This is a genomic window from Pseudomonas sp. NBRC 111140, from assembly GCF_001320885.1.
Taxonomy (GTDB): domain Bacteria; phylum Pseudomonadota; class Gammaproteobacteria; order Pseudomonadales; family Pseudomonadaceae; genus Aquipseudomonas; species Aquipseudomonas putida_P.
On sequence record NZ_BCBQ01000111.1, the window covers coordinates 1 to 17,982 of the forward strand.

The window sequence follows — 17,982 nt, forward strand, 5'->3', positions numbered from 1 at the left end:
TTTCCGCTTTTATTCGATACGTTACGCGTTAGTCTGTGCACAGCTTTCACGGAGAAACACGCCAACATGCAACTGCGCAATTCACCCTCTCGCTACGGCGTGGTCAGTATCGTCCTGCATTGGGGCGTGGCGCTGGCAGTCTTCGGCCTGTTCGGCCTGGGCCTGTGGATGGTCGGTCTCGACTACTACAGCCCCTGGCGCAAAGCCGGGCCGGACCTGCACAAGAGTATCGGCCTGGTTTTGCTGGCAGTGATGTTGCTGCGGGTGATCTGGCGTTTCATCAGCCCCCCACCTCCGGCGCCCGCCAACCATGGCGCGGTCACACGCCTGGCGGCCAAGCTGGGCCATTTGGCCCTGTACCTTGGGCTGTTTGCGGTGATGGCGGCCGGTTACCTGATTTCCACCGCCGACGGCGTCGGCATTCCGGTGTTCGGCCTGTTCGAAGTGCCGGCACTGGTCAGCGACCTGCCCGACCAGGCAGATGTGGCGGGGGTGATTCATCTGTGGCTGGCATGGGGCCTGGTGATTTTTGCCGTGCTGCATGCCCTGGCAGCGCTCAAGCACCATTTCATCGACCGTGACGCGACCCTGACCCGTATGCTGGGCCGCAAAGCTTGACTCTCAACCTCAATTGCATAGGAAGGAACAGGATGTTGAAAAAGACTTTTGCCGCTCTGGCGCTCGGTACCGCTCTGCTCTCCGCTGGCCAGGCCATGGCTGCCGAGTACAAGATCGACAAGGAAGGCCAGCACGCGTTCGTTGACTGGAAAATCAGCCACCTGGGCTACAGCTTCATCCACGGTACCTTCAAGGACTTCGACGGCAACTTCACCTGGGACAGCGCCAAGCCTGAAGCCAGCAAGATCAGCGTCGACCTGAAGACCGCCAGCCTGTGGTCGAACCACGCCGAGCGTGACAAGCACATCGCCAGCGCCGACTTCCTCGATGTGAAGAAGTATCCTGAAGCCAAGTTCGTCTCTACTGCCGTCAAGTCGACTGGCGAAAAGACTGCTGACGTTACGGGCGACCTGACCATGCACGGCGTAACCAAGCCGGTCACCTTCAAGGCAACCTTCAACGGTGAAGGCAAGGACCCATGGGGCGGTGAGCGCGCTGGTTTCAACGCCACCACCACCCTGAACCTGAATGACTTCGGCATCAAAGGCCCAGGCGCTACTTCGCAGACGCTGGACCTGGATATCAGTGTCGAAGGTGTGAAGCAGAAGTAAGCATTGCCTTGGCAATGAAAAACGCCGCCCATTGGGCGGCGTTTTCGTTTCCCGTGGAGTGCCCTGAAATCGGGCTACTCCGGGTTCAGCCTTTTCGGGTCAACAAGGCCGGGCGCTCACCGCGTGGTCGGGTCGGCACGTCATCCAACTGCTCAGGCGTCGGGTAACGGTCGAGCTTGGATTCCTTGCGGATGATCACCGGTTGTTTTTCTGGCTGGCGTGGGTTGCGCACGGCAGGCTCTTGCCGGGCTGCGTCATCACGGGCTGGGCGACCACGGCCACCGCCACCGCCGTCACGACGGGCACCGCCACCGTTGTTGGCGCGGGCAGGGCGCTTTTCGCCGCCACCACCGCTGCCGCCACTACGCTGCTGGCCGCCAGTGCGAGCTTGGCCCTGGCCCCCAGCGTTGCTGCGTTGACCGCTATTCTGGCCCTGGCCTGCACCGCCACCCGGGCGGCGATTGCGGCCTTGGTTCTTGCCTTGGTACGGGCTGACGTAGTCGGCACGGTTACCGAAGTTGTCGACATCGTCGTCCAGGAATTCTTCCGGGTCGCGGTCGGCCGGTACTTTCGGCACGCTGTTGCTGCTGGCCTGCTGCTGTTGGCGTGGCTTCTTGTCACGCGGCTTGCGCGGCTGCTGTTGCTTGTCGCCGCTGTTTTCCTTGTCGGCCGGCTTTTCTGCAGCTTGCTGCTTGGCCTTGCCTTTGTCCTTGCCCTTGTCCTTGCGGCCGCCGTTGGCGTCTTTACCGCCTTCGCCGCGGCCCTGCTGGTTGCGGCCACCGCGGCCGCTGTTCTGCGGGCGCTCGCGCACTTCAGGCTTTTCGGCTTCTACCTGGCTGGCGTCGAAGCCCATCAGGTCGCCATCCTGGATGCGTTGCTTGGTCACCCGCTCGATGCTCTTGAGCAGCTTCTCTTCATCTGGCGCGACCATGGAAATGGCTTCGCCCGAGCGACCAGCACGGCCGGTACGGCCGATGCGGTGAACGTAATCTTCCTCGACATTCGGTAGCTCGAAGTTGACCACGTGCGGCAGTTGGTCGATGTCCAGGCCACGGGCGGCGATGTCGGTGGCGACCAGCACGCGCACACTGTTGGCCTTGAAATCGGCCAGGGCTTTGGTGCGGGCGTTCTGGCTTTTGTTGCCGTGGATTGCAGCGGCGGTCAGGCCGTGCTTTTCCAGATACTCGGCCAAGCGGTTGGCGCCGTGCTTGGTCCGGGTGAACACCAGTACCTGTTCCCAGGCGCCCTGGGTGATCAGGTGTGCCAGCAGTGCACGCTTGTGGCTGGCGGGCAGGCGATAGACGCGCTGCTCGATACGCTCGACGGTGGTGTTCGGCGGCGTGACCTCGATACGCTCCGGGTTGTGCAGAAGCTTGTCGGCGAGGTCGGTGATGTCCTTGGAGAAGGTGGCCGAGAACAGCAGGTTCTGGCGCTTGGCCGGCAGGCGGGCGAGGACCTTCTTGACGTCGTGAATGAAGCCCATGTCGAGCATGCGGTCGGCTTCATCGAGCACCAGGATTTCCACGTGGGCCAGGTCGACCTTGCCTTGGCCGGCCAGGTCGAGCAGGCGGCCTGGGCAGGCGACCAGCACGTCAACGCCTTTGGCAATGGCCTGGATCTGCGGGTTCATGCCAACGCCGCCGAAGATGCAGGCGCTGACCAGTGGCAGGTCACGGGCATAGACCTTGAAGCTGTCATGCACCTGGGCTGCCAGTTCGCGGGTCGGGGTCAGGACCAGCACGCGGGGCTGGCGCGGGCCGTGACGCTGCGACTTGTCGGGGTGGCCGGCCGGGAACAGGCGCTCGAGGATCGGCAGGGCGAAGCCGCCGGTTTTACCCGTACCTGTCTGTGCGGCAACCATCAGGTCGCGGCCTTGCAACACGGCGGGAATGGCCCGCTGTTGCACGGGGGTCGGCTGGGTGTAGCCCGCAGCCTCGATAGCGCGGACAAGAGCCTCGGAGAGACCGAGGGAAGCAAAGGACATGGGCGATCCTGTTCTCGTGTGGGCTGGGCCCGTTGGGATGTTCTGCCTGGCGCGACGGGCATCGGTGGGATGCGATCGCGTCCGGTCCAGCTGGGCTTTCACTGCACATCCGGGAAACGGGGGCTGGACGCGAGGGGCGTCTGTGCCGATCGGGATGCCTGTTGCGAGGCCGAGCGTCCGGGCGTGAGCCGGGCGGGAAGGCCCGAGTATAACAGAGCTATCGCGCTGTGCTGCTTTCCTGCTGCTCAACGGCGTTGAGAATGTTTCCAATGTCGCCTGTGTAGCGGTTGCTGATCGCTGCATAGGCCGGTTCTTGCTTGAACCGCTGCAGTTCTTCGGCAAAGGCCAGGGCCAGTGCTTCCCGCCCGGGCTTGCGCACCAACCCCAGATACTGGGTCTGGCGGCTGATCACCAACGGTAATTCCTCGACTTGCTGTTGCAGGCCCAGCTGATGGAGCAGGTAATGCCCAACCCTACGGTCGGTGATCGCCAGGTCGATGCGGCCCAGCATCAATTTGCCGAAATTGGCCTCGAGAGTAGGCGCGGGTTCGCGTGCGAAATAGGGGGCGTCGTTGAACGCTGCACCATAGGCGTAGCCGGGCGATGTGCCGACGGTGAGGCCGGCGAGGTCCTCCAGGTGGGCTACGCCATGGCGACGTGCACGCGCCTGGAACAGGACGAATTCGACGTCCGACATAGGCTCGGGGGCGTACACCAGGTAGGGCTGACGCGATTCGGTCTGGAAGATGTCGAGGATGCCATCGGCCAAGCCTTGTTCGACCATGGCCAGGCAGCGTTTCCACGGCAGGAACTGCCACTCCACTTCTACGCCGAGGCGCTTGAAGACCTGGCTGGTGACTTCGTAGTCGATACCGCGCGGTTGGCCGTTGTGCTGATACACATAGGGTGCCCAGTCGTCGGTCACCAGGCGCAGGCGCTCGCCCAGAGCCAACGGGCTCAGGCAGGCGAGCAGCAGGATCCAGAACAGGCGGGCGATGTGTGGCATGGCCGGAGATTACGCGGTCGGCCGGCCCAAGGCCAGTGCCCCTCGAATGTCTCAGCCTTGCGATGTTTGCAGCAGATGCGCCTCGACATCCTTGCGCCGCTCACCCAGCGACAACCGCAACCCTGGGTGGCGCAGGCATTGTCGCAGTCGCTCGGGTTCCATGTGGCCATGGCGGGCATTGAGGTTTTCCAGGGCCTTGTCCCACCAGGCCGGCGCGCAGGCACGGTCGAATTCGTTGGGGTAGGGGTAGCAGCCATACAGTAATTCGCGGGCGAATTGGCGCTCTTGGCTGGGCAGCGTCAGGCTCAGTGCCTTGTAACCCAGGCGGTGCAGGGTGGGTGGCCGCGGCAACTGGTCGTTGACCAAACTAACGTCGGCCAACGCTGCCGGGCTCAGTGGGTCGTGGCCGTGCTTGCGCAGCCAGGCCTGAATCTTGGCGCGGAACTGCGCCTTGCGGCTCCAGTAGTGATGGATGACGTCGGTGCACTCGGCCAGTTCCAGCTTGCGATAAGCCGCCACTGCCAAGCAGAACTCCTCGAGGGTGTAGGCTTCGCGCGCCAAGGGGTAGAACTCGTCCATCATGGCGATGGAGCGGTCCAGGGTGTTGCTGTCTTCGGCAGTAAGGCCGATCAGCCCGGAGTTGATCAGTGGCATCTGGCAATCGGCCAGGCCCCGTGAGCCGAGAATGGCCAGCAGGTTTTTGTACAGCAGGCACTTCTGGTCGGCGCCATAGCGCGGGCCGATGGCGTTGCACAGTAGGCGGCCGGGCGCCACGCGCGCGAACAGTTGCAGTGGCGAAGTGCGGAAGAACGTGTCGGTGTCGATCAACACTGCCAGCGGGTGTTGCTGCAGTACCTGGCGCAGCAGTACATGCTTGCTGCGAAAGTGATAACCGTGCGGGGCGTTCCATGCCTGGCGGGTGGCATCGTCCAGCAGGTGCACGGTGACGGGCAGGCTGGCGTAGGGCTGCGGATTGTCGGTGTAAACCTGGATGCCTATGGCGTCGCTGGCTGCGCTGCCCAGTTGGGCGAGGGCGCTGATGATGCTGAAGCAGGCTTCCTGATGATAGGTGGCTGGGCCGAAAGCCAGGTAGACAAGCTGTGGGCGCGAAGGCTGGGGGTGCTGCATGGCAGGCAAGACCTGTTTAACCCGAAAATGAATAAGGCTTTAGTCTATGACCAAAGCCTTAATCATTTCTTAAGCAGACTTTGCCAAAAGATTTCAGCGTGGCAGCTTCAGGTTGTTCCAGATCGCCAGGCTCGGTTCGGCTTGGTTCAGGGTATAGAAGTGCAGGCCCGGTGCGCCGCCTTGCAGCAGCTGTTCGCACATGCGGGTAATCACTTCTTCGCCGAAGGCCTGGATGCTGGCGGTGTCGTCGGCATAGGCTTCCAACTGCTTGCGGATCCAACGTGGGATCTCGGCGCCGCAGGCATCGGAGAAGCGGGCCAGCTTGCTGTAGTTGGTAATCGGCATGATGCCCGGTACTACCGGGATGTCCACGCCCAGCTTCTGCGCGCGCTCGACGAAGTAGAAGTAGCTGTCGGCGTTGAAGAAGTACTGGGTGATGGCGCTGTCGGCACCGGCCTTGACCTTGTGCACGAAGTTGGCCAAGTCGGTTTCGAAGTTGCGCGCCTGTGGGTGCATTTCTGGGTAGGCGGCCACTTCCAGGTGGAAGTGATCGGCGGTTTCCTGGCGGATGAACTCGACCAGGTCACTGGCGTAGCGCAATTCGCCACTGGCCATGCCCATACCCGACGGCAGGTCGCCACGCAGGGCGACAATGCGCTTGATGCCGGCAGCCTTGTATTCGGCCAGCAGGGCGCGCAGGTCGTCCTTGGAGTCACCCACGCATGACAGGTGCGGCGCGGCAGGCACCTTCACTTCGTTTTCCAGCTGTAGCACGGTGTTCAGCGTGCGGTCGCGGGTCGAGCCACCGGCACCGTAGGTGCAGGAAAAGAAGTCCGGGTTGTAAGTGGCCAGCTGGCGGGCGACGCCCATCAGCTTTTCGTGACCGGCATCGGTCTTGGTCGGAAAGAACTCGAAACTGTAGCGGCGTTCTTGTGACATCACTCGTTCCTCAAGCAGCCAGCTGCTAGCGGCAAGCTGCAAGTAAAAGCCAGATCGGTGATGGCCGATCTGGCTTGGGCATCGTTCATGAACCTTGAAGCTCGATGCTTCAAGCTTGCCGCTTAGTAGCGGTAGGCGTGTGGCTTGAACGGGCCTTCGACGGTCACGCCGATGTAGTCGGCTTGCTGCTTGGTCAGTTTGGTGACCACGCCGCCGAAGCCGCGGACCATTTCCAGGGCCACTTCTTCGTCGAGCTTCTTCGGCAGCACTTCAACGGTCAGGCGCTCGGCTTTCTTCTCGGCCGACAGGTCGGCGTACTTCTGCTCGAACAGGAAGATCTGTGCCAGTACCTGGTTGGCGAACGAACCGTCCATGATGCGGCTTGGGTGGCCAGTGGCGTTGCCCAGGTTGACCAGGCGGCCTTCGGCCAGCAGGATCAGGTAGTCGTCGTTCTGCGGGTCGAAGCTGCCAGCGCCGGTGCGGTGGATCTTGTGCACCTGCGGCTTGACCTCTTCCCAAGCCCAGTTCTTGCGCATGAAGGCGGTGTCGATCTCGTTGTCGAAGTGGCCGATGTTGCAGACCACGGCACGCTTCTTCAGGGCCTTGAGCATGTTGGCGTCGCAGACGTTGACGTTACCGGTGGTGGTCACGATCAGGTCGATCTTGCCCAGCAGGGCCTTGTCGATGCTGGCTTCGGTGCCGTCGTTGATACCGTCGATGAACGGCGAGACCAGCTCGAAGCCGTCCATGCAGGCCTGCATGGCGCAGATTGGGTCAACTTCGGTGACCTTGACGATCATGCCTTCCTGACGCAGGGACTGGGCCGAACCCTTGCCCACGTCACCGTAGCCGATCACCAGGGCTTGCTTGCCCGACAGCAGGTGGTCGGTACCACGCTTGATGGCGTCGTTCAGGCTGTGACGGCAGCCGTATTTGTTGTCGTTCTTGCTTTTGGTGACCGAGTCGTTGACGTTGATCGCCGGGACTTTCAGCTCGCCCTTGGCCAGCATGTCCAGCAGGCGGTGCACGCCGGTGGTGGTTTCTTCGGTCACGCCGTGAACACGGTCCAGCACCTGTGGGTACTTCTTGTGCAGCAGTTCGGTCAGGTCGCCGCCGTCGTCGAGGATCATGTTGGCGTCCCATGGCTGGCCATCTTTCAGGATGGTTTGCTCCAGGCACCACTCGTACTCTTCTTCGGTTTCACCTTTCCAGGCGAATACCGGGATGCCGGCGGCTGCGATCGATGCGGCGGCCTGGTCTTGAGTCGAGAAGATGTTGCAGGACGACCAGCGCACTTCGGCACCCAGGGCAACCAGGGTTTCGATCAGTACGGCGGTCTGGATGGTCATGTGGATGCAGCCCAGGATCTTCGCACCCTTGAGCGGTTGCTCGGTCAGGTACTTGCGACGCAGGCCCATCAGGGCTGGCATTTCCGATTCGGCAATGATGGTTTCGCGACGGCCCCAGGCGGCCAGGGAGATGTCAGCGACTTTGTAATCGGTAAAACCAGCAGGCATGTTTGCAGCGCTCATGAGAGCCTCCATTCGTAGTGTGCGAATGGGCGCCGTTGTGCGTTAAGCGCCCGCGAGAGCGAGCAACGCCCCATCCGAGCCTGACAGGCCTAGCCTGCTGCAGCGCCCCTCGGACAGGTGGCGGGCATGGCCCCGCTGTGGGCAGCCATGTGAAGCGGCGCAGATTATAGCCGCGAGCGGCACCTTCACCCAAGGTTTTCTGTCGATTAATCGCGACGATAGTCGATGTTCAATGGAGCGATGGCGGCCGCTCTGCCATCATTGCTACACGTTAGCCAAGCAGGTCAGGAGTACAGATGAACTTTCACACCCGCAAATGGGTTAAACCCGAAGACCTCAACCCCAATGGCACCCTGTTCGGTGGCAGCCTGTTGCGCTGGATCGACGAAGAGGCGGCGATCTACGCCATCGTCCAGCTGGGCAACCAGCGCGTGGTGACCAAGTACATGTCGGAAATCAACTTCGTCAGTGCGTCGCGCCAGGGCGACATCATCGAGCTGGGCATTACCGCCACCGAGTTCGGCCGCACCTCGATCACCCTCAAGTGCGAAGTGCGCAACAAGATCACCCGCAAGAGCATCCTGACCGTCGACAAGATGGTGTTCGTAAACCTGGGTGAAGACGGCTTGCCGGCAGCCCATGGGCGCACCGAGATCAAGTACGTGCAGGACCAGTTCCCGGATTCGGCAGTAGAGTGATTTTCTGGGGCCGCAAAGCGGCCCCAAAAACCTCACGGCTGGGCGCTGACCTTGCGCACCACCCGCCCGATGCTCAAACCCTGCACCAGAATCGACGACAACACCACGATGTAGGTGATCGACAGCAGCAGGTCACGCTCCTCGCCCAACGGCAGCGACAGTGCCAGGGCCACCGACACCCCGCCGCGCAGGCCGCCCCAAGTCAGCACCCGTACCGTGCCCTTGGGCACAGGGCGCCAGCGGCGCAGCAGCACGATCGCCGGGGCCACGGTCAGCAACCGCGACAGCAGCACCGCCAGCGCCAGCACGCCGCCGGCCGCCAGGTGCATCCAGTTGAACGGCAGCAGCAACAGCTCCAGGCCGATCAAGGCGAACAGCAAGGCATTGAGCATGTCATCGATCAGCTCCCAGAAACCGTCCATGTAGCGGCGCGTCATGTCATTCATCGCCAGGTTTCGCCCCAGGTTACCGATGATCAGGCCGGCCACCACCATGGCGATCGGTGCCGACACGTGCAGCTCGTAGCACATCGCCGAGCCACCGATAACCAGTGCCAGGGTCAGCATGACCTCCACCTGGTACTGCTCGATGCTCTTGATCATGCGGTACGTGGCATAGCCGATCAGGCCGCCGAATACCACGCCGCCAATGGCCTCGCGGGCGAACAGGATCGCCGTGTCGGTCAGGCTTGGCGTTTCACCCAGCTGGATGATGCCCAGCAACACGGTGAACACCACGACCGCCGTGCCGTCGTTGAACAGCGATTCGCCAACGATGGTGGTTTTCAGCGGTTTGGACGCATTGGCGGTACGCAGCGCGCCCAGTACGGCAATCGGGTCGGTGGGCGAGATCAGCGCACCGAACAGCAGGCAGTAGATCAGCGGTACCTGCCAGCCGAACAGGGCGAATACCCAGTGCGACAGGTAGCCAATGACCACGGTAGCGATCAGCACGCCCAAGGTGGCCAGCAGGCCAATGGGCCAGCGGTAGCTGCGCAGGTCGCTGAGGTTGACGTGCAATGCACCGGCAAACAGCAGGAAGGCCAACATCCAGTGCATCAGCAGGTCGTTGAAATCGATTTGGTTCATCAAGCCTTCGACACGTTCTTCCAGGCCAGGGAAGCCGATCAGGCTAAGGCCCTGCAGCATCAGGGAGAACAGCAGTGCCGTGACCATCACGCCGATGGCGGGTGGCAGGCCGATGAAGCGGTAATTGACGTAGGTAAGGAGGGTGGTGAGGCAGATAAACGCGGCAACTAATTCAAGCATCCCGAATCCTGTAACAGTGGCTTCCAAGTCGTAACCCGAATGGCTCGGGCAGCTCTTTGATGACCTGGCGCGGGGTTCGGGACACAGGGTTTGACCGGAATCTCTGTAATCGTTCCCATGCAGTGGCCCTCTGGAATGCCATATATTCAACCCTTGAACACCGCACAAGGATAAGAAGGCGTGTTGGCAACATCCCTGGTGCTGGTCGCCGCCCTGCTGCATGCGACCTGGAATACCCTGATCAAATTCAGCGGTGAGCGCTTGCTGGTCATCGCCAGCATGGACACGGTGGCGCTTGCGTTCGCGTTGCTGGCCGTGCCTTTCGTCGATGTGCCACCTGCCGAAATCTGGCCCTGGCTGATCGCCTCCGCGTTGGCCGAGCAGCTGTACCGCTATTTGCTGATCCAGGCCTACCGCGTGGGTGACCTGGGGCTGGTCTATCCTCTGATGCGCGGGCTGTCGCCGCTGGTGGTGCTGGGGCTGACCCTGGCCTTTGCCGGGGAATCGCTGAGCCAGCAGCAGATCATCGGTATCCTGCTGATCCCCTGCGGCATGGCGTGCCTGTTGTGGCAGGGCGGCGGCGGTGACCGGCTGCCCTGGTCGATGCTGCCGGTAGTCGCCTTGATTGGCCTGTGCATCGGCTGCTACACCTGGTTCGACGGCCAAGCCGTGCGCCTATGGGGCAAACCGTGGGATTACCTGGTGTGGCTGACCCTGCTCAGCGCCTGGCAGTTCCCGTTGCTGGCCAGCGTGGCGCGGCGAGCACCGTTCGTCCTGTTTTGGCGAACGCAATGGCGTTTGGGTTTGGCGGTTGGGTTTTGCGTATTGTTCAGTTATGCCCTGGTGTTGTGGGCCATGCACCTGGGGTCGGTGGCCGAGGCGGCAGCGTTACGGGAACTGAGCGTGATTCTGGTGGTGCTGCTGGGTATGCGCTACCTCAAAGAATCTTTTGGCGGGCCGAGACTCCTAGCTTGCGGGCTGGTCCTGGCAGGCACGCTGGTGATGAAGCTCTAACCCATTTTCGAACAAGGAGTCTTGAGCATGACCGTTGCCCTGTGGTGCATCCTGATCGCGCTGCTGTTGAACCCGCTTTGTGCCTTGATCGCCAAGGTGAGCAGTGGCCGGTTCGGACTAAAGGACAATCACGATCCGCGTGCCTTCCTCGATACCTTGTCGGGCCTGCCACGGCGCGCCCATGCTGCGCAGCAGAACGGCTATGAGGCGTTTCCGGCATTTGCAGCGGCGGTGCTGGTGGCGGATATCGTCGGCAATGCCGAGCAGGTGACCCAGGATGTGTTGGGGGTGATGTATATCACCAGCCGCCTGCTATACATCATCTGCTACCTGGCCGACTGGGCGGCCTTGCGCTCGCTGGTGTGGTTTGCCGGATTGGCAATTATCGTATCGTTCTTCGTGGTTTCCATCTGAAGCCGCGTTGCCTGCTTCGCGGGCAACGCCCGCGAAGAAACCAACGCCGATCAAAGTACTTTAGGTACTTCTGGCAGTGGTTGGCCCTTGGGCCACAACATCCAGATCTGCCCTTGCTGCTTCATGTTCCCGGCCAACTCGCCGGCTTCCGGCCCGGTGCCCCAGAACAGGTCTGCACGCACTTCACCCGTAATCGCCCCACCGGTGTCCTGTGCGCCTACCGGTCGTACCACGGGTGAACCGTCCGGGCGTGTGGTAGACAGCCATAACAGGCTCCCCAGCGGAATCACCTTGCGATCGATGGCCACGCTGTAGCCGGCGGTGAGCGGCACGTTCAGCGAACCGCGCGGGCCTTCATTGCTGTCCGGCCGGGTGCTGAAGAACACGTAGCTGGGGTTGCTGGCCAGCAGTTCCGGTACGCGCTGCGGGTTGGCCTGGGCCCAGGCATGAATGGCACCCATGCTTACTTCCTCTTTCTTCAGCTGGCCCTGTTCCACCAGCCAGCGGCCGATCGGCCGGTAAGGGTGGCCGTTCTGGTCGGCGTAGCCCAGGCGCAGTTGGCGGCCGTCTTCCAGTTGAACCCGGCCGGAGCCCTGGATCTGCAGGAACTGCAGGTCCATTGGATCAGTCAGCCAGGCCAGCACAGGCGCCTTGACGCCATTGCGGTTGATCACTTCGGCTGTGTCGTACGGTTTGAGCACCCGGCCATCGAGCCGACCGCGCAGGCGTTTACCCTTGAGCTCGGGGTACACGCTGGCCAGGTCCACCACGATCATGTCATCCGGGATGCCGTAGACCGCCACATGGTTGCTCGCCGATTGGCTCAGGCTGCCGGGGTAGACCGGCTCGTAGTAACCGGTAATCAGACCGTTGGCATTGTTCTCGGCGGAGCGCAGGCCGTAAACCTGCAAGTTCTGCTCAAGGAAGGTACGCACCTGGGCGGCGCTGGCTGTGGCGTTGCCGGCGGCTTCGCAGGTGGCGGCCCACACCGCGTCACGCTTGAGCTTTTCGCAGCCGCTGCGCCAGGCGTAAAAACCGGCCAGCAAGTCTTCATCGCTGACCGCGGGCAGGTCTTTCCAGGTGGCCGGGGCGTAGGTGGCGATGGCGTGGGGCTCGGGCTTGGCGTTTTCGCCGCCGTTGCAACCGGCCAGCAAAGCCAGCACTGGCAGTGTCCAGGCCAGATGGCGCAGGGCAGATTTCATGTGTGCATTCCTGTCATGGGCGAACATGAAGATTCGCCCCTGTTTTTTATGTGGCTATTGGTCTTTGGCCCTTGGGCAGCGATACTGGCCGCCCATTTGCGTAGGCCGAAGTGAGTGTGATGTTGAAGCGATTGACCGTTGTTGTTCTGGCCGCACTGGCCCTGGGCGGTGCCCTGAGTGGGTGCGATAGGGTCGACCCTAACTCGCCGCTGGGCAAGCGCAAGGTAATTTTCAAGGACATGCTCAAGACCAGCGAAGACCTGGGCGGCATGTTGCGTGGCCGGTTGCCGTTCGACGGGGTGAAATTTGCCGACGGTGCGTTGAAGCTGGACGGCCTTGCGCACCAGCCCTGGCAGCACTTTCCACAGGTACGCGATGGGGGTGACAGCGCCGCCCGTGCCGAAGTATGGGAGCGTCAGGCGCGCTTTCATGACCTGGCCCGGCAGCTGGAGGGTGTTACCGGCGAACTGGTCGAGGTAACCCGCAGCCAGCCGCTGGATGCTGCGCAGTTGAAAGTGCCGATGGACAAGGTCGAAGCGGCTTGCAAGGCGTGCCATACCGAGTTTCGTAATCATTGATGGCCTGCGCTGCCCTCTGTGGAACTGTCTTGAATTCCTGTCGGGTGGCCGCGCTTATCCGTCGGATGCCTCAGCGGTCGAGGTCGTCGACCGCTTCCTGCAGCTCTTTACGCGATTCGGCCAGCTTGTCCTTGCGCTTGTTGATCTTCTCCGCGTCGCCTTTCTTCTCGGCTTTCTTCAGGTCCTTTTCCCGCTGCGCCACTTCGTGACGTGCATCGAGCACCTTCTGCTCACGCTCTTTGCGCAGGCTGGCATCCGTGCAGTTGTCTACGCCGCGCAGCGCTTCTTCCAGCCCCGCGACTTGGTCGCTGTTACCGTGGTCACGGGCAATTTTCAGCTGGTTCTCGATGGCGCTGCGTTTGGCGGCGCAACCGGTCAGGCCAGGGTCCGGCTGGGCCGCTTGCACGGCGCCTGCAGCCAAACCCAGCGATGCGAGCAGGAAAAGAGTTGAAATGCGTTTCATGAAAAGCCTCCTGAACGGGGCGGGGCAGCAAAAGTTGCTGGAAATCCTGCCTTGGTTTTGCCCATTTAGAAACCCTTGGTGAGGTTTTCCGGTTGAATCCCGGGTTTTCCTGCAGGCTTTTTGGTAAAAAATCATTGCTCGATGCGCTCAGGGGGGGGGCGAAAACCCTTCAATGCCGGATTCCGCCAACCGTGTGGCAATGGCTTGCACCTCCGCGGCCGCGAAGAAACCCACAAGCTGACGCGAGCGTTTTACGCCGATGTCGGGCACTGTTTGCCATTGACCCGCGCTGCGCGAAGCCATTTCTTGCCAGCCGCCTGTCAGTTGCAAATGCTTGCCAATGGGCGCGCCAAGGCCGCGCAGCCACTGATCGAAGGGGCGTGAGCGGGCTTGGTCGAAACTGCCCAGCAGTTGGGCCGCTGTAAGGCTGCTGATGCCGGGCACCTGCTGTAAGCGTTCGGTATCGAGCTGCAGCCAATCGGTCATCGAAGTTACCAGGCCAGCATCGACTAGCCGACGCCATGTGCCGGGCCCGGTACGTGGGAGGGCCAAGCCCTGTTTGCCGCTGAGCCAGGTGAGCCGGGCAATGAATTGTTCCTCGCAGCCCTCGCTGGGCTGCCAGCAACTGAGGGCATGATGCCGACCGGGTGCAGGCGCGCCCAGTGGTTGGCGTTCGACCGCGCGGTGCATGACGTGCTCAAGGCGAGGGATGGTCAGCCCGGCGAGGCTGATAGCGACCTGGTCACCGGGGCGAATATCCAGGGCTTGCCAACGCGCCAGCGAGCCGAGGCTGACCTGGGTGATGCGCCGGTCATCGAGGGTTACCGGCTGCACATGCGCAATGGGCGTGATCCTGCCAGTGCGGCCAACCCGAAAGCGCACGTCGCGTACTTCGGCCAACGCTTGTACATAGGGGTATTTCCAGGCGGCGATCCAGTACGGCGCCTTGGCCTGCCAGCGCTCGGCAGGCGGCCGGCTGCCCAGGCGCAGGATCACGCCGTCGCTGGCAAAGGGCAGGGGTGAGCGGTACCAGTGCTCACGCCAGCGCGCTGTATCCTCCAGCGTGTCGACGGCAATACTGTAATGCTGGGTATCTGGGAAGCCCAGTTGTGCCAGCTGTGCGAGGCGATCGACCTGTCGCTCGGGGCCGTGCGGCCAGCCCCACACGAACAGGCCGATCGTGTTCCCTTGCTCGCGAGTCAGTTGTTTGCGTGCGAGCAGCCCGGCCACGGTGCCGCGAGCGTTGGCACTGCCTGCCTTGGCCTGTACGTGTTCGTTCAGGCGCAGGTACAGCTCACCCTGCAAGTGCAGGTCAATCGCCTGAGGCAACTGCCGGGTGACTGCACCGAGCTGGGGAATGTGCCTGCTCCAGTCATGCCCCTGCAGCCCGTCCCCCCGGCTGATCAGCTGCACCAATTGGCCTTGTCGATAAATGAGGGAAGCTGCGACACCGTCGACCTTGGGCTGTACCCATACCCCGGTTTTTCCGGCCATCCAGCGTGCCACGGCCTGGCGGTCCGCCAGCTTGTCGACACCGGTATGCGGCACGGGGTGAGGGAGTGGACCGCGAGCGCTGGTCAAGGGTGACGGGCTGGGCGCGAGGCCAAAGCACTGCTGCAGGTGCACCAGGCGCTGGCGGCTCTGGTCGTAAAGCTCATCAGCCACCAGCGCGATACCCTGGCGATGGTAGTGCTCGTCCCAGCCGGTAAGGGTGGCCTGTAGTTGCGCGGCTTCAGCCTCGGCCTTTTGCGGGGTCCAGTCGGGGCATGAGGCGGCCCAGGCCAGTGGGGTATTTAGCGCAAACAGCATGGCGAACAACAGCAGGTACGGCATGGCCAGCATCCTTGCATGGCAGGTAGGAACCCCCAGACTAGGCAGGTTCTCTGGCGCTTGCTGAAACACCATTGTCAGCCGATATGTCACAAAAAAGCCCCTGCCGATTGCTCGGCAGGGGCTTTCGCCTGGTGCTGTAGGAAACTTACAGGCCGGCAGCGTCACGCAGCGACTGGGCGCGGTCGGTGCGCTCCCAGGTGAAGGTGGTGAAGGTGTCGTCGCCGACAGTCTTCTGCTGCGGGGTACGGCCGAAGTGACCGTAGGCAGCGGTTTCCTGATACATCGGGTGCAGCAGGTCGAGCATGGTGGTGATGGCGTATGGACGCAGGTCGAAGCACTCGCGCACCAGCTGGATGATCTTGTCGTCGGAAACCTTGCCGGTGCCGAAGGTGTTGATCGAGATGGAGGTCGGCTGGGCCACGCCAATGGCGTACGACACCTGGATCTCGCAGCGCTCGGCCAGGCCGGCGGCAACGATGTTCTTGGCCACGTAGCGGCCGGCGTAGGCGGCGGAGCGGTCGACCTTGGACGGGTCCTTGCCGGAGAACGCGCCACCCCCGTGGCGGGCCATGCCGCCGTAGGAGTCGACGATGATCTTGCGGCCGGTCAGGCCGCAGTCACCCACCGGGCCACCGATGATGAAGTTGCCGGTCGGGTTGATGTGGTACTGGGTGCCTTTGTGCAGCAGTTCGGCCGGCAGGGTGTGCTTGACGATCAGCTCCATCACGGCTTCTTGCAGGTCTTTCTGCGACACTTCCGGGTTGTGCTGGGTCGACAGCACCACGGCGTCGATGCCGACTACCTTGCCATTTTCGTAGCGGCAGGTGACCTGCGACTTGGCATCCGGACGCAGCCATGGCAGCAGGCCGGACTTGCGCGCTTCGGCCTGGCGCTCGACCAGACGGTGCGAGAAGCAGATCGGCGCCGGCATCAGCACTTCGGTTTCGTTGCTGGCGTAGCCGAACATCAGGCCCTGGTCACCGGCGCCCTGGTCTTCTGGCTTGGAGCGGTCCACGCCCTGGGCGATGTCTACCGACTGCTTGCCGATGATGTTCATCACGGCGCAGGTGGCACCGTCGAAACCGACGTCGGAGCTGTTGTAGCCGATGTCGATGATGACTTTGCGCACCAGGTCTTCCAGGTCGACCCAGGCCGAAGTGGTGACTTCGCCGGCGATGATGGCGACACCGGTCTTGACCAGCGTTTCGCAGGCTACGCGGGCGTACTTGTCCTGGGCGATGATGGCATCGAGGACAGCGTCCGAAATCTGGTCGGCGATCTTGTCCGGATGCCCTTCGGACACGGACTCGGAGGTGAAAAGGGAGTATTCGCTCATCTCGAAGGTTCCTGAAATTTACCGATGGTGTATGTCGTCAGCCGTCCGCTGGAAATGGCGGACCTGGATCTGGAAACCGTTACGCAAGCCCACGTACAGGCTGTCCCCATGGGCCAGCCCGGCAGCGTTGGCCCAGCGCGCCAGGTCGTCCTGCTCAAAGCCAAGCCACAGGTCGCCGCAGGCTTCGCGCGCCCACCCCTGGTCATGGCTGCACAGTTCGGTTACCAGCAGGCTGCCGCCTGCCTTCACCCGTTTGGCCAGCTGGCGCAAGGCCAGGGCCGGGTCGCTGAAATGGTGCAGCACCATGTTCAGCACAACGCAGTCGGCGGCCACATCCGTTGCACCCAGTGCATCGGCCAACTGCAGGTTCACGTTTTCGAGCCCTTCGCGCTGGCACACCTGGCGCGCCAGTTCGAGCATGGTCGGGCTGTTGTCCAGGGCGGTGACCTGGGCGAAGCGCCGTGCCAGGTCAGGCAGGAAGCCACCGTCACCGGGGCCGACCTCAAGCGCGCTGGCAGCCGGGTCGAAATGCAGCTTGTCGAGCAGCGCCAGCAGGCTTTCGCGGTACTGCGGCAGGCCGGCGATCAGGTCTTGCTGGGCGCGGAACTTCTCTTCCACGCGCAGGAAGAAGTCCTGGCTGGTGGCCGCGCGGCGTTGCTGCACTTGGGCGATGCGTGCCTGCACATCGGGCGGCAGGGCCAGGTCGTCGACTTCTTCGAGCAGCGCCACATGCAGCCGACCGCCCAGACGCAGGCCGTCAGGCAGGGCGCGGCGGTAGAAGATGGCGTTGCCTTCGCGCCGGGTTGCCACCAGCTCGGCCTGGGCCAGCACCTTCAGATGGTGACTCATGCCCGACTGGCCGATGTCGAAAATCTGCGCCAGTTCCAGCACGCCGAACGAATCGTTGGCCAGGGCGCGCAATACGTTCAGGCGCAACGCATCGCCACTGGCTTTGCACAGGGCGGCCAATGCTTCGCGTTGCTCGGGTGTCGATTGCGCGCGCAGGTTCATGGGGCGGCAGTCTAGACAGGCATCGATGCCCTAGCAAGGCCAATATCAAAAAGTTTTGATATTGAGTGATGAGCGGGGCGGCTAACCCGGTTTTGCCCCGAATTGAATGCCAATCACAGGAAAATCCCCCGACTGCGACCATACGTCATTGCCCCAAGCCCCCCCAGTGGGCGAAAATGGCCGCCTTTTTTCGTGACACCACCTATTCAAGCCCCCCAGGAGATCAGCGATGCCCAGCCGTCGTGAACGTGCCAACGCCATTCGTGCCCTCAGCATGGATGCCGTGCAAAAGGCCAACAGCGGCCACCCAGGTGCCCCTATGGGCATGGCGGATATCGCCGAAGTAC

At 62.5% G+C, this 17,982-nt stretch carries 17 protein-coding genes, 1 pseudogene and 1 riboswitch; of the genes and pseudogenes, 7 read left to right on the forward strand and 11 right to left on the reverse strand.

Annotation, left to right across the window (positions count from 1 at the left end; all coding sequences use genetic code 11):
• The first annotated feature begins 66 nt into the window (after nucleotides 1–66).
• Together APH42_RS25350 and APH42_RS25355 are read left to right on the forward strand one after the other, a co-directional pair.
• A complete protein-coding gene (locus tag APH42_RS25350; protein ID WP_012274541.1) occupies nucleotides 67–618 on the forward strand; it encodes a cytochrome b in 552 nt (183 codons plus the stop codon).
• Between the two features lie 32 nt (nucleotides 619–650).
• A complete protein-coding gene (locus APH42_RS25355) occupies nucleotides 651–1,229 on the forward strand; it encodes a YceI family protein (RefSeq protein WP_012274540.1) in 579 nt (192 codons plus the stop codon).
• A gap of 85 nt (nucleotides 1,230–1,314) precedes the next feature.
• Here the strand turns inward: APH42_RS25355 and APH42_RS25360 are convergent, their stop codons facing one another.
• The 5 genes from APH42_RS25360 to ahcY all read right to left on the reverse strand — a co-directional run bounded on the left by APH42_RS25360 (nucleotide 1,315) and on the right by ahcY (nucleotide 7,818).
• Entirely contained in the window at nucleotides 1,315–3,213 is a 1,899-nt protein-coding gene (locus tag APH42_RS25360; protein ID WP_060494502.1) for a DEAD/DEAH box helicase, read from the reverse strand.
• 217 nt (nucleotides 3,214–3,430) lie between these two features.
• Nucleotides 3,431–4,219 (reverse strand): ABC transporter substrate-binding protein, encoded by a 789-nt coding sequence (locus APH42_RS25365; RefSeq protein ID WP_012274538.1) that lies wholly within the window; start codon nucleotides 4,217–4,219, stop codon nucleotides 3,431–3,433.
• Nucleotides 4,220–4,270: 51 nt separating this feature from the next.
• The gene (locus tag APH42_RS25370; RefSeq protein ID WP_060494503.1) at nucleotides 4,271–5,347 is read right to left on the reverse strand and encodes a hypothetical protein; all 1,077 of its coding nucleotides are present in this window, start codon (nucleotides 5,345–5,347) and stop codon (nucleotides 4,271–4,273) included.
• A gap of 93 nt (nucleotides 5,348–5,440) precedes the next feature.
• Nucleotides 5,441–6,286, reverse strand: a complete 846-nt coding sequence (gene metF / locus APH42_RS25375) for a methylenetetrahydrofolate reductase [NAD(P)H] (RefSeq protein WP_012274536.1) — start codon at nucleotides 6,284–6,286, stop codon at nucleotides 5,441–5,443.
• 122 nt (nucleotides 6,287–6,408) lie between these two features.
• On the reverse strand, nucleotides 6,409–7,818 hold the full coding sequence (gene ahcY / locus APH42_RS25380; RefSeq protein WP_012274535.1) for an adenosylhomocysteinase: 1,410 nt from the start codon (nucleotides 7,816–7,818) through the stop codon (nucleotides 6,409–6,411).
• A gap of 20 nt (nucleotides 7,819–7,838) precedes the next feature.
• A riboswitch (S-adenosyl-L-homocysteine riboswitch) is annotated at nucleotides 7,839–7,935 on the reverse strand.
• A 179-nt stretch (nucleotides 7,936–8,114) separates the two neighbouring features.
• Here ahcY and APH42_RS25385 point away from each other — a divergent pair.
• On the forward strand, nucleotides 8,115–8,516 hold the full coding sequence (locus tag APH42_RS25385) for an acyl-CoA thioesterase (protein ID WP_012274534.1): 402 nt from the start codon (nucleotides 8,115–8,117) through the stop codon (nucleotides 8,514–8,516).
• A 32-nt stretch (nucleotides 8,517–8,548) separates the two neighbouring features.
• Here APH42_RS25385 and APH42_RS25390 read toward each other — a convergent pair whose 3' ends face one another.
• Entirely contained in the window at nucleotides 8,549–9,784 is a 1,236-nt protein-coding gene (locus tag APH42_RS25390) for a sodium:proton antiporter (protein ID WP_012274533.1), read from the reverse strand.
• 180 nt (nucleotides 9,785–9,964) lie between these two features.
• Between APH42_RS25390 and APH42_RS25395 the strand changes: the two genes are divergently transcribed.
• Both APH42_RS25395 and APH42_RS25400 read left to right on the forward strand, forming a co-directional pair.
• The gene (locus tag APH42_RS25395) at nucleotides 9,965–10,798 is read left to right on the forward strand and encodes an EamA family transporter (RefSeq protein WP_060494504.1); all 834 of its coding nucleotides are present in this window, start codon (nucleotides 9,965–9,967) and stop codon (nucleotides 10,796–10,798) included.
• A 27-nt stretch (nucleotides 10,799–10,825) separates the two neighbouring features.
• On the forward strand, nucleotides 10,826–11,212 hold the full coding sequence (locus APH42_RS25400; protein WP_012274531.1) for an MAPEG family protein: 387 nt from the start codon (nucleotides 10,826–10,828) through the stop codon (nucleotides 11,210–11,212).
• A 50-nt stretch (nucleotides 11,213–11,262) separates the two neighbouring features.
• Here APH42_RS25400 and APH42_RS25405 read toward each other — a convergent pair whose 3' ends face one another.
• On the reverse strand, nucleotides 11,263–12,414 hold the full coding sequence (locus APH42_RS25405; RefSeq protein WP_060494505.1) for a murein transglycosylase A: 1,152 nt from the start codon (nucleotides 12,412–12,414) through the stop codon (nucleotides 11,263–11,265).
• A gap of 119 nt (nucleotides 12,415–12,533) precedes the next feature.
• Between APH42_RS25405 and APH42_RS25410 the strand changes: the two genes are divergently transcribed.
• The gene (locus APH42_RS25410) at nucleotides 12,534–12,992 is read left to right on the forward strand and encodes a cytochrome c (protein ID WP_060494506.1); all 459 of its coding nucleotides are present in this window, start codon (nucleotides 12,534–12,536) and stop codon (nucleotides 12,990–12,992) included.
• 70 nt (nucleotides 12,993–13,062) lie between these two features.
• Here APH42_RS25410 and APH42_RS25415 read toward each other — a convergent pair whose 3' ends face one another.
• From APH42_RS25415 to APH42_RS25430, 4 genes are all read right to left on the reverse strand, one after another.
• Nucleotides 13,063–13,455 (reverse strand): DUF1090 domain-containing protein, encoded by a 393-nt coding sequence (locus tag APH42_RS25415; RefSeq protein ID WP_012274528.1) that lies wholly within the window; start codon nucleotides 13,453–13,455, stop codon nucleotides 13,063–13,065.
• Between the two features lie 147 nt (nucleotides 13,456–13,602).
• The gene (gene ligB / locus APH42_RS25420) at nucleotides 13,603–15,288 is read right to left on the reverse strand and encodes an NAD-dependent DNA ligase LigB (protein ID WP_156352902.1); all 1,686 of its coding nucleotides are present in this window, start codon (nucleotides 15,286–15,288) and stop codon (nucleotides 13,603–13,605) included.
• Nucleotides 15,289–15,433: 145 nt separating this feature from the next.
• Entirely contained in the window at nucleotides 15,434–16,624 is a 1,191-nt protein-coding gene (gene metK / locus APH42_RS25425; protein ID WP_003249375.1) for a methionine adenosyltransferase, read from the reverse strand.
• Nucleotides 16,625–16,642: 18 nt separating this feature from the next.
• Nucleotides 16,643–17,635 carry a metalloregulator ArsR/SmtB family transcription factor gene (locus APH42_RS25430; protein ID WP_012274526.1) on the reverse strand — a complete coding sequence of 331 codons (993 nt, stop codon included), beginning with the start codon at nucleotides 17,633–17,635 and terminating at the stop codon, nucleotides 16,643–16,645.
• A gap of 229 nt (nucleotides 17,636–17,864) precedes the next feature.
• On the opposite strand from APH42_RS25430, the pseudogene APH42_RS29570 reads away from it, so the two are divergent.
• Nucleotides 17,865–17,982: pseudogene (locus tag APH42_RS29570) on the forward strand (transketolase); the annotation flags it as partial.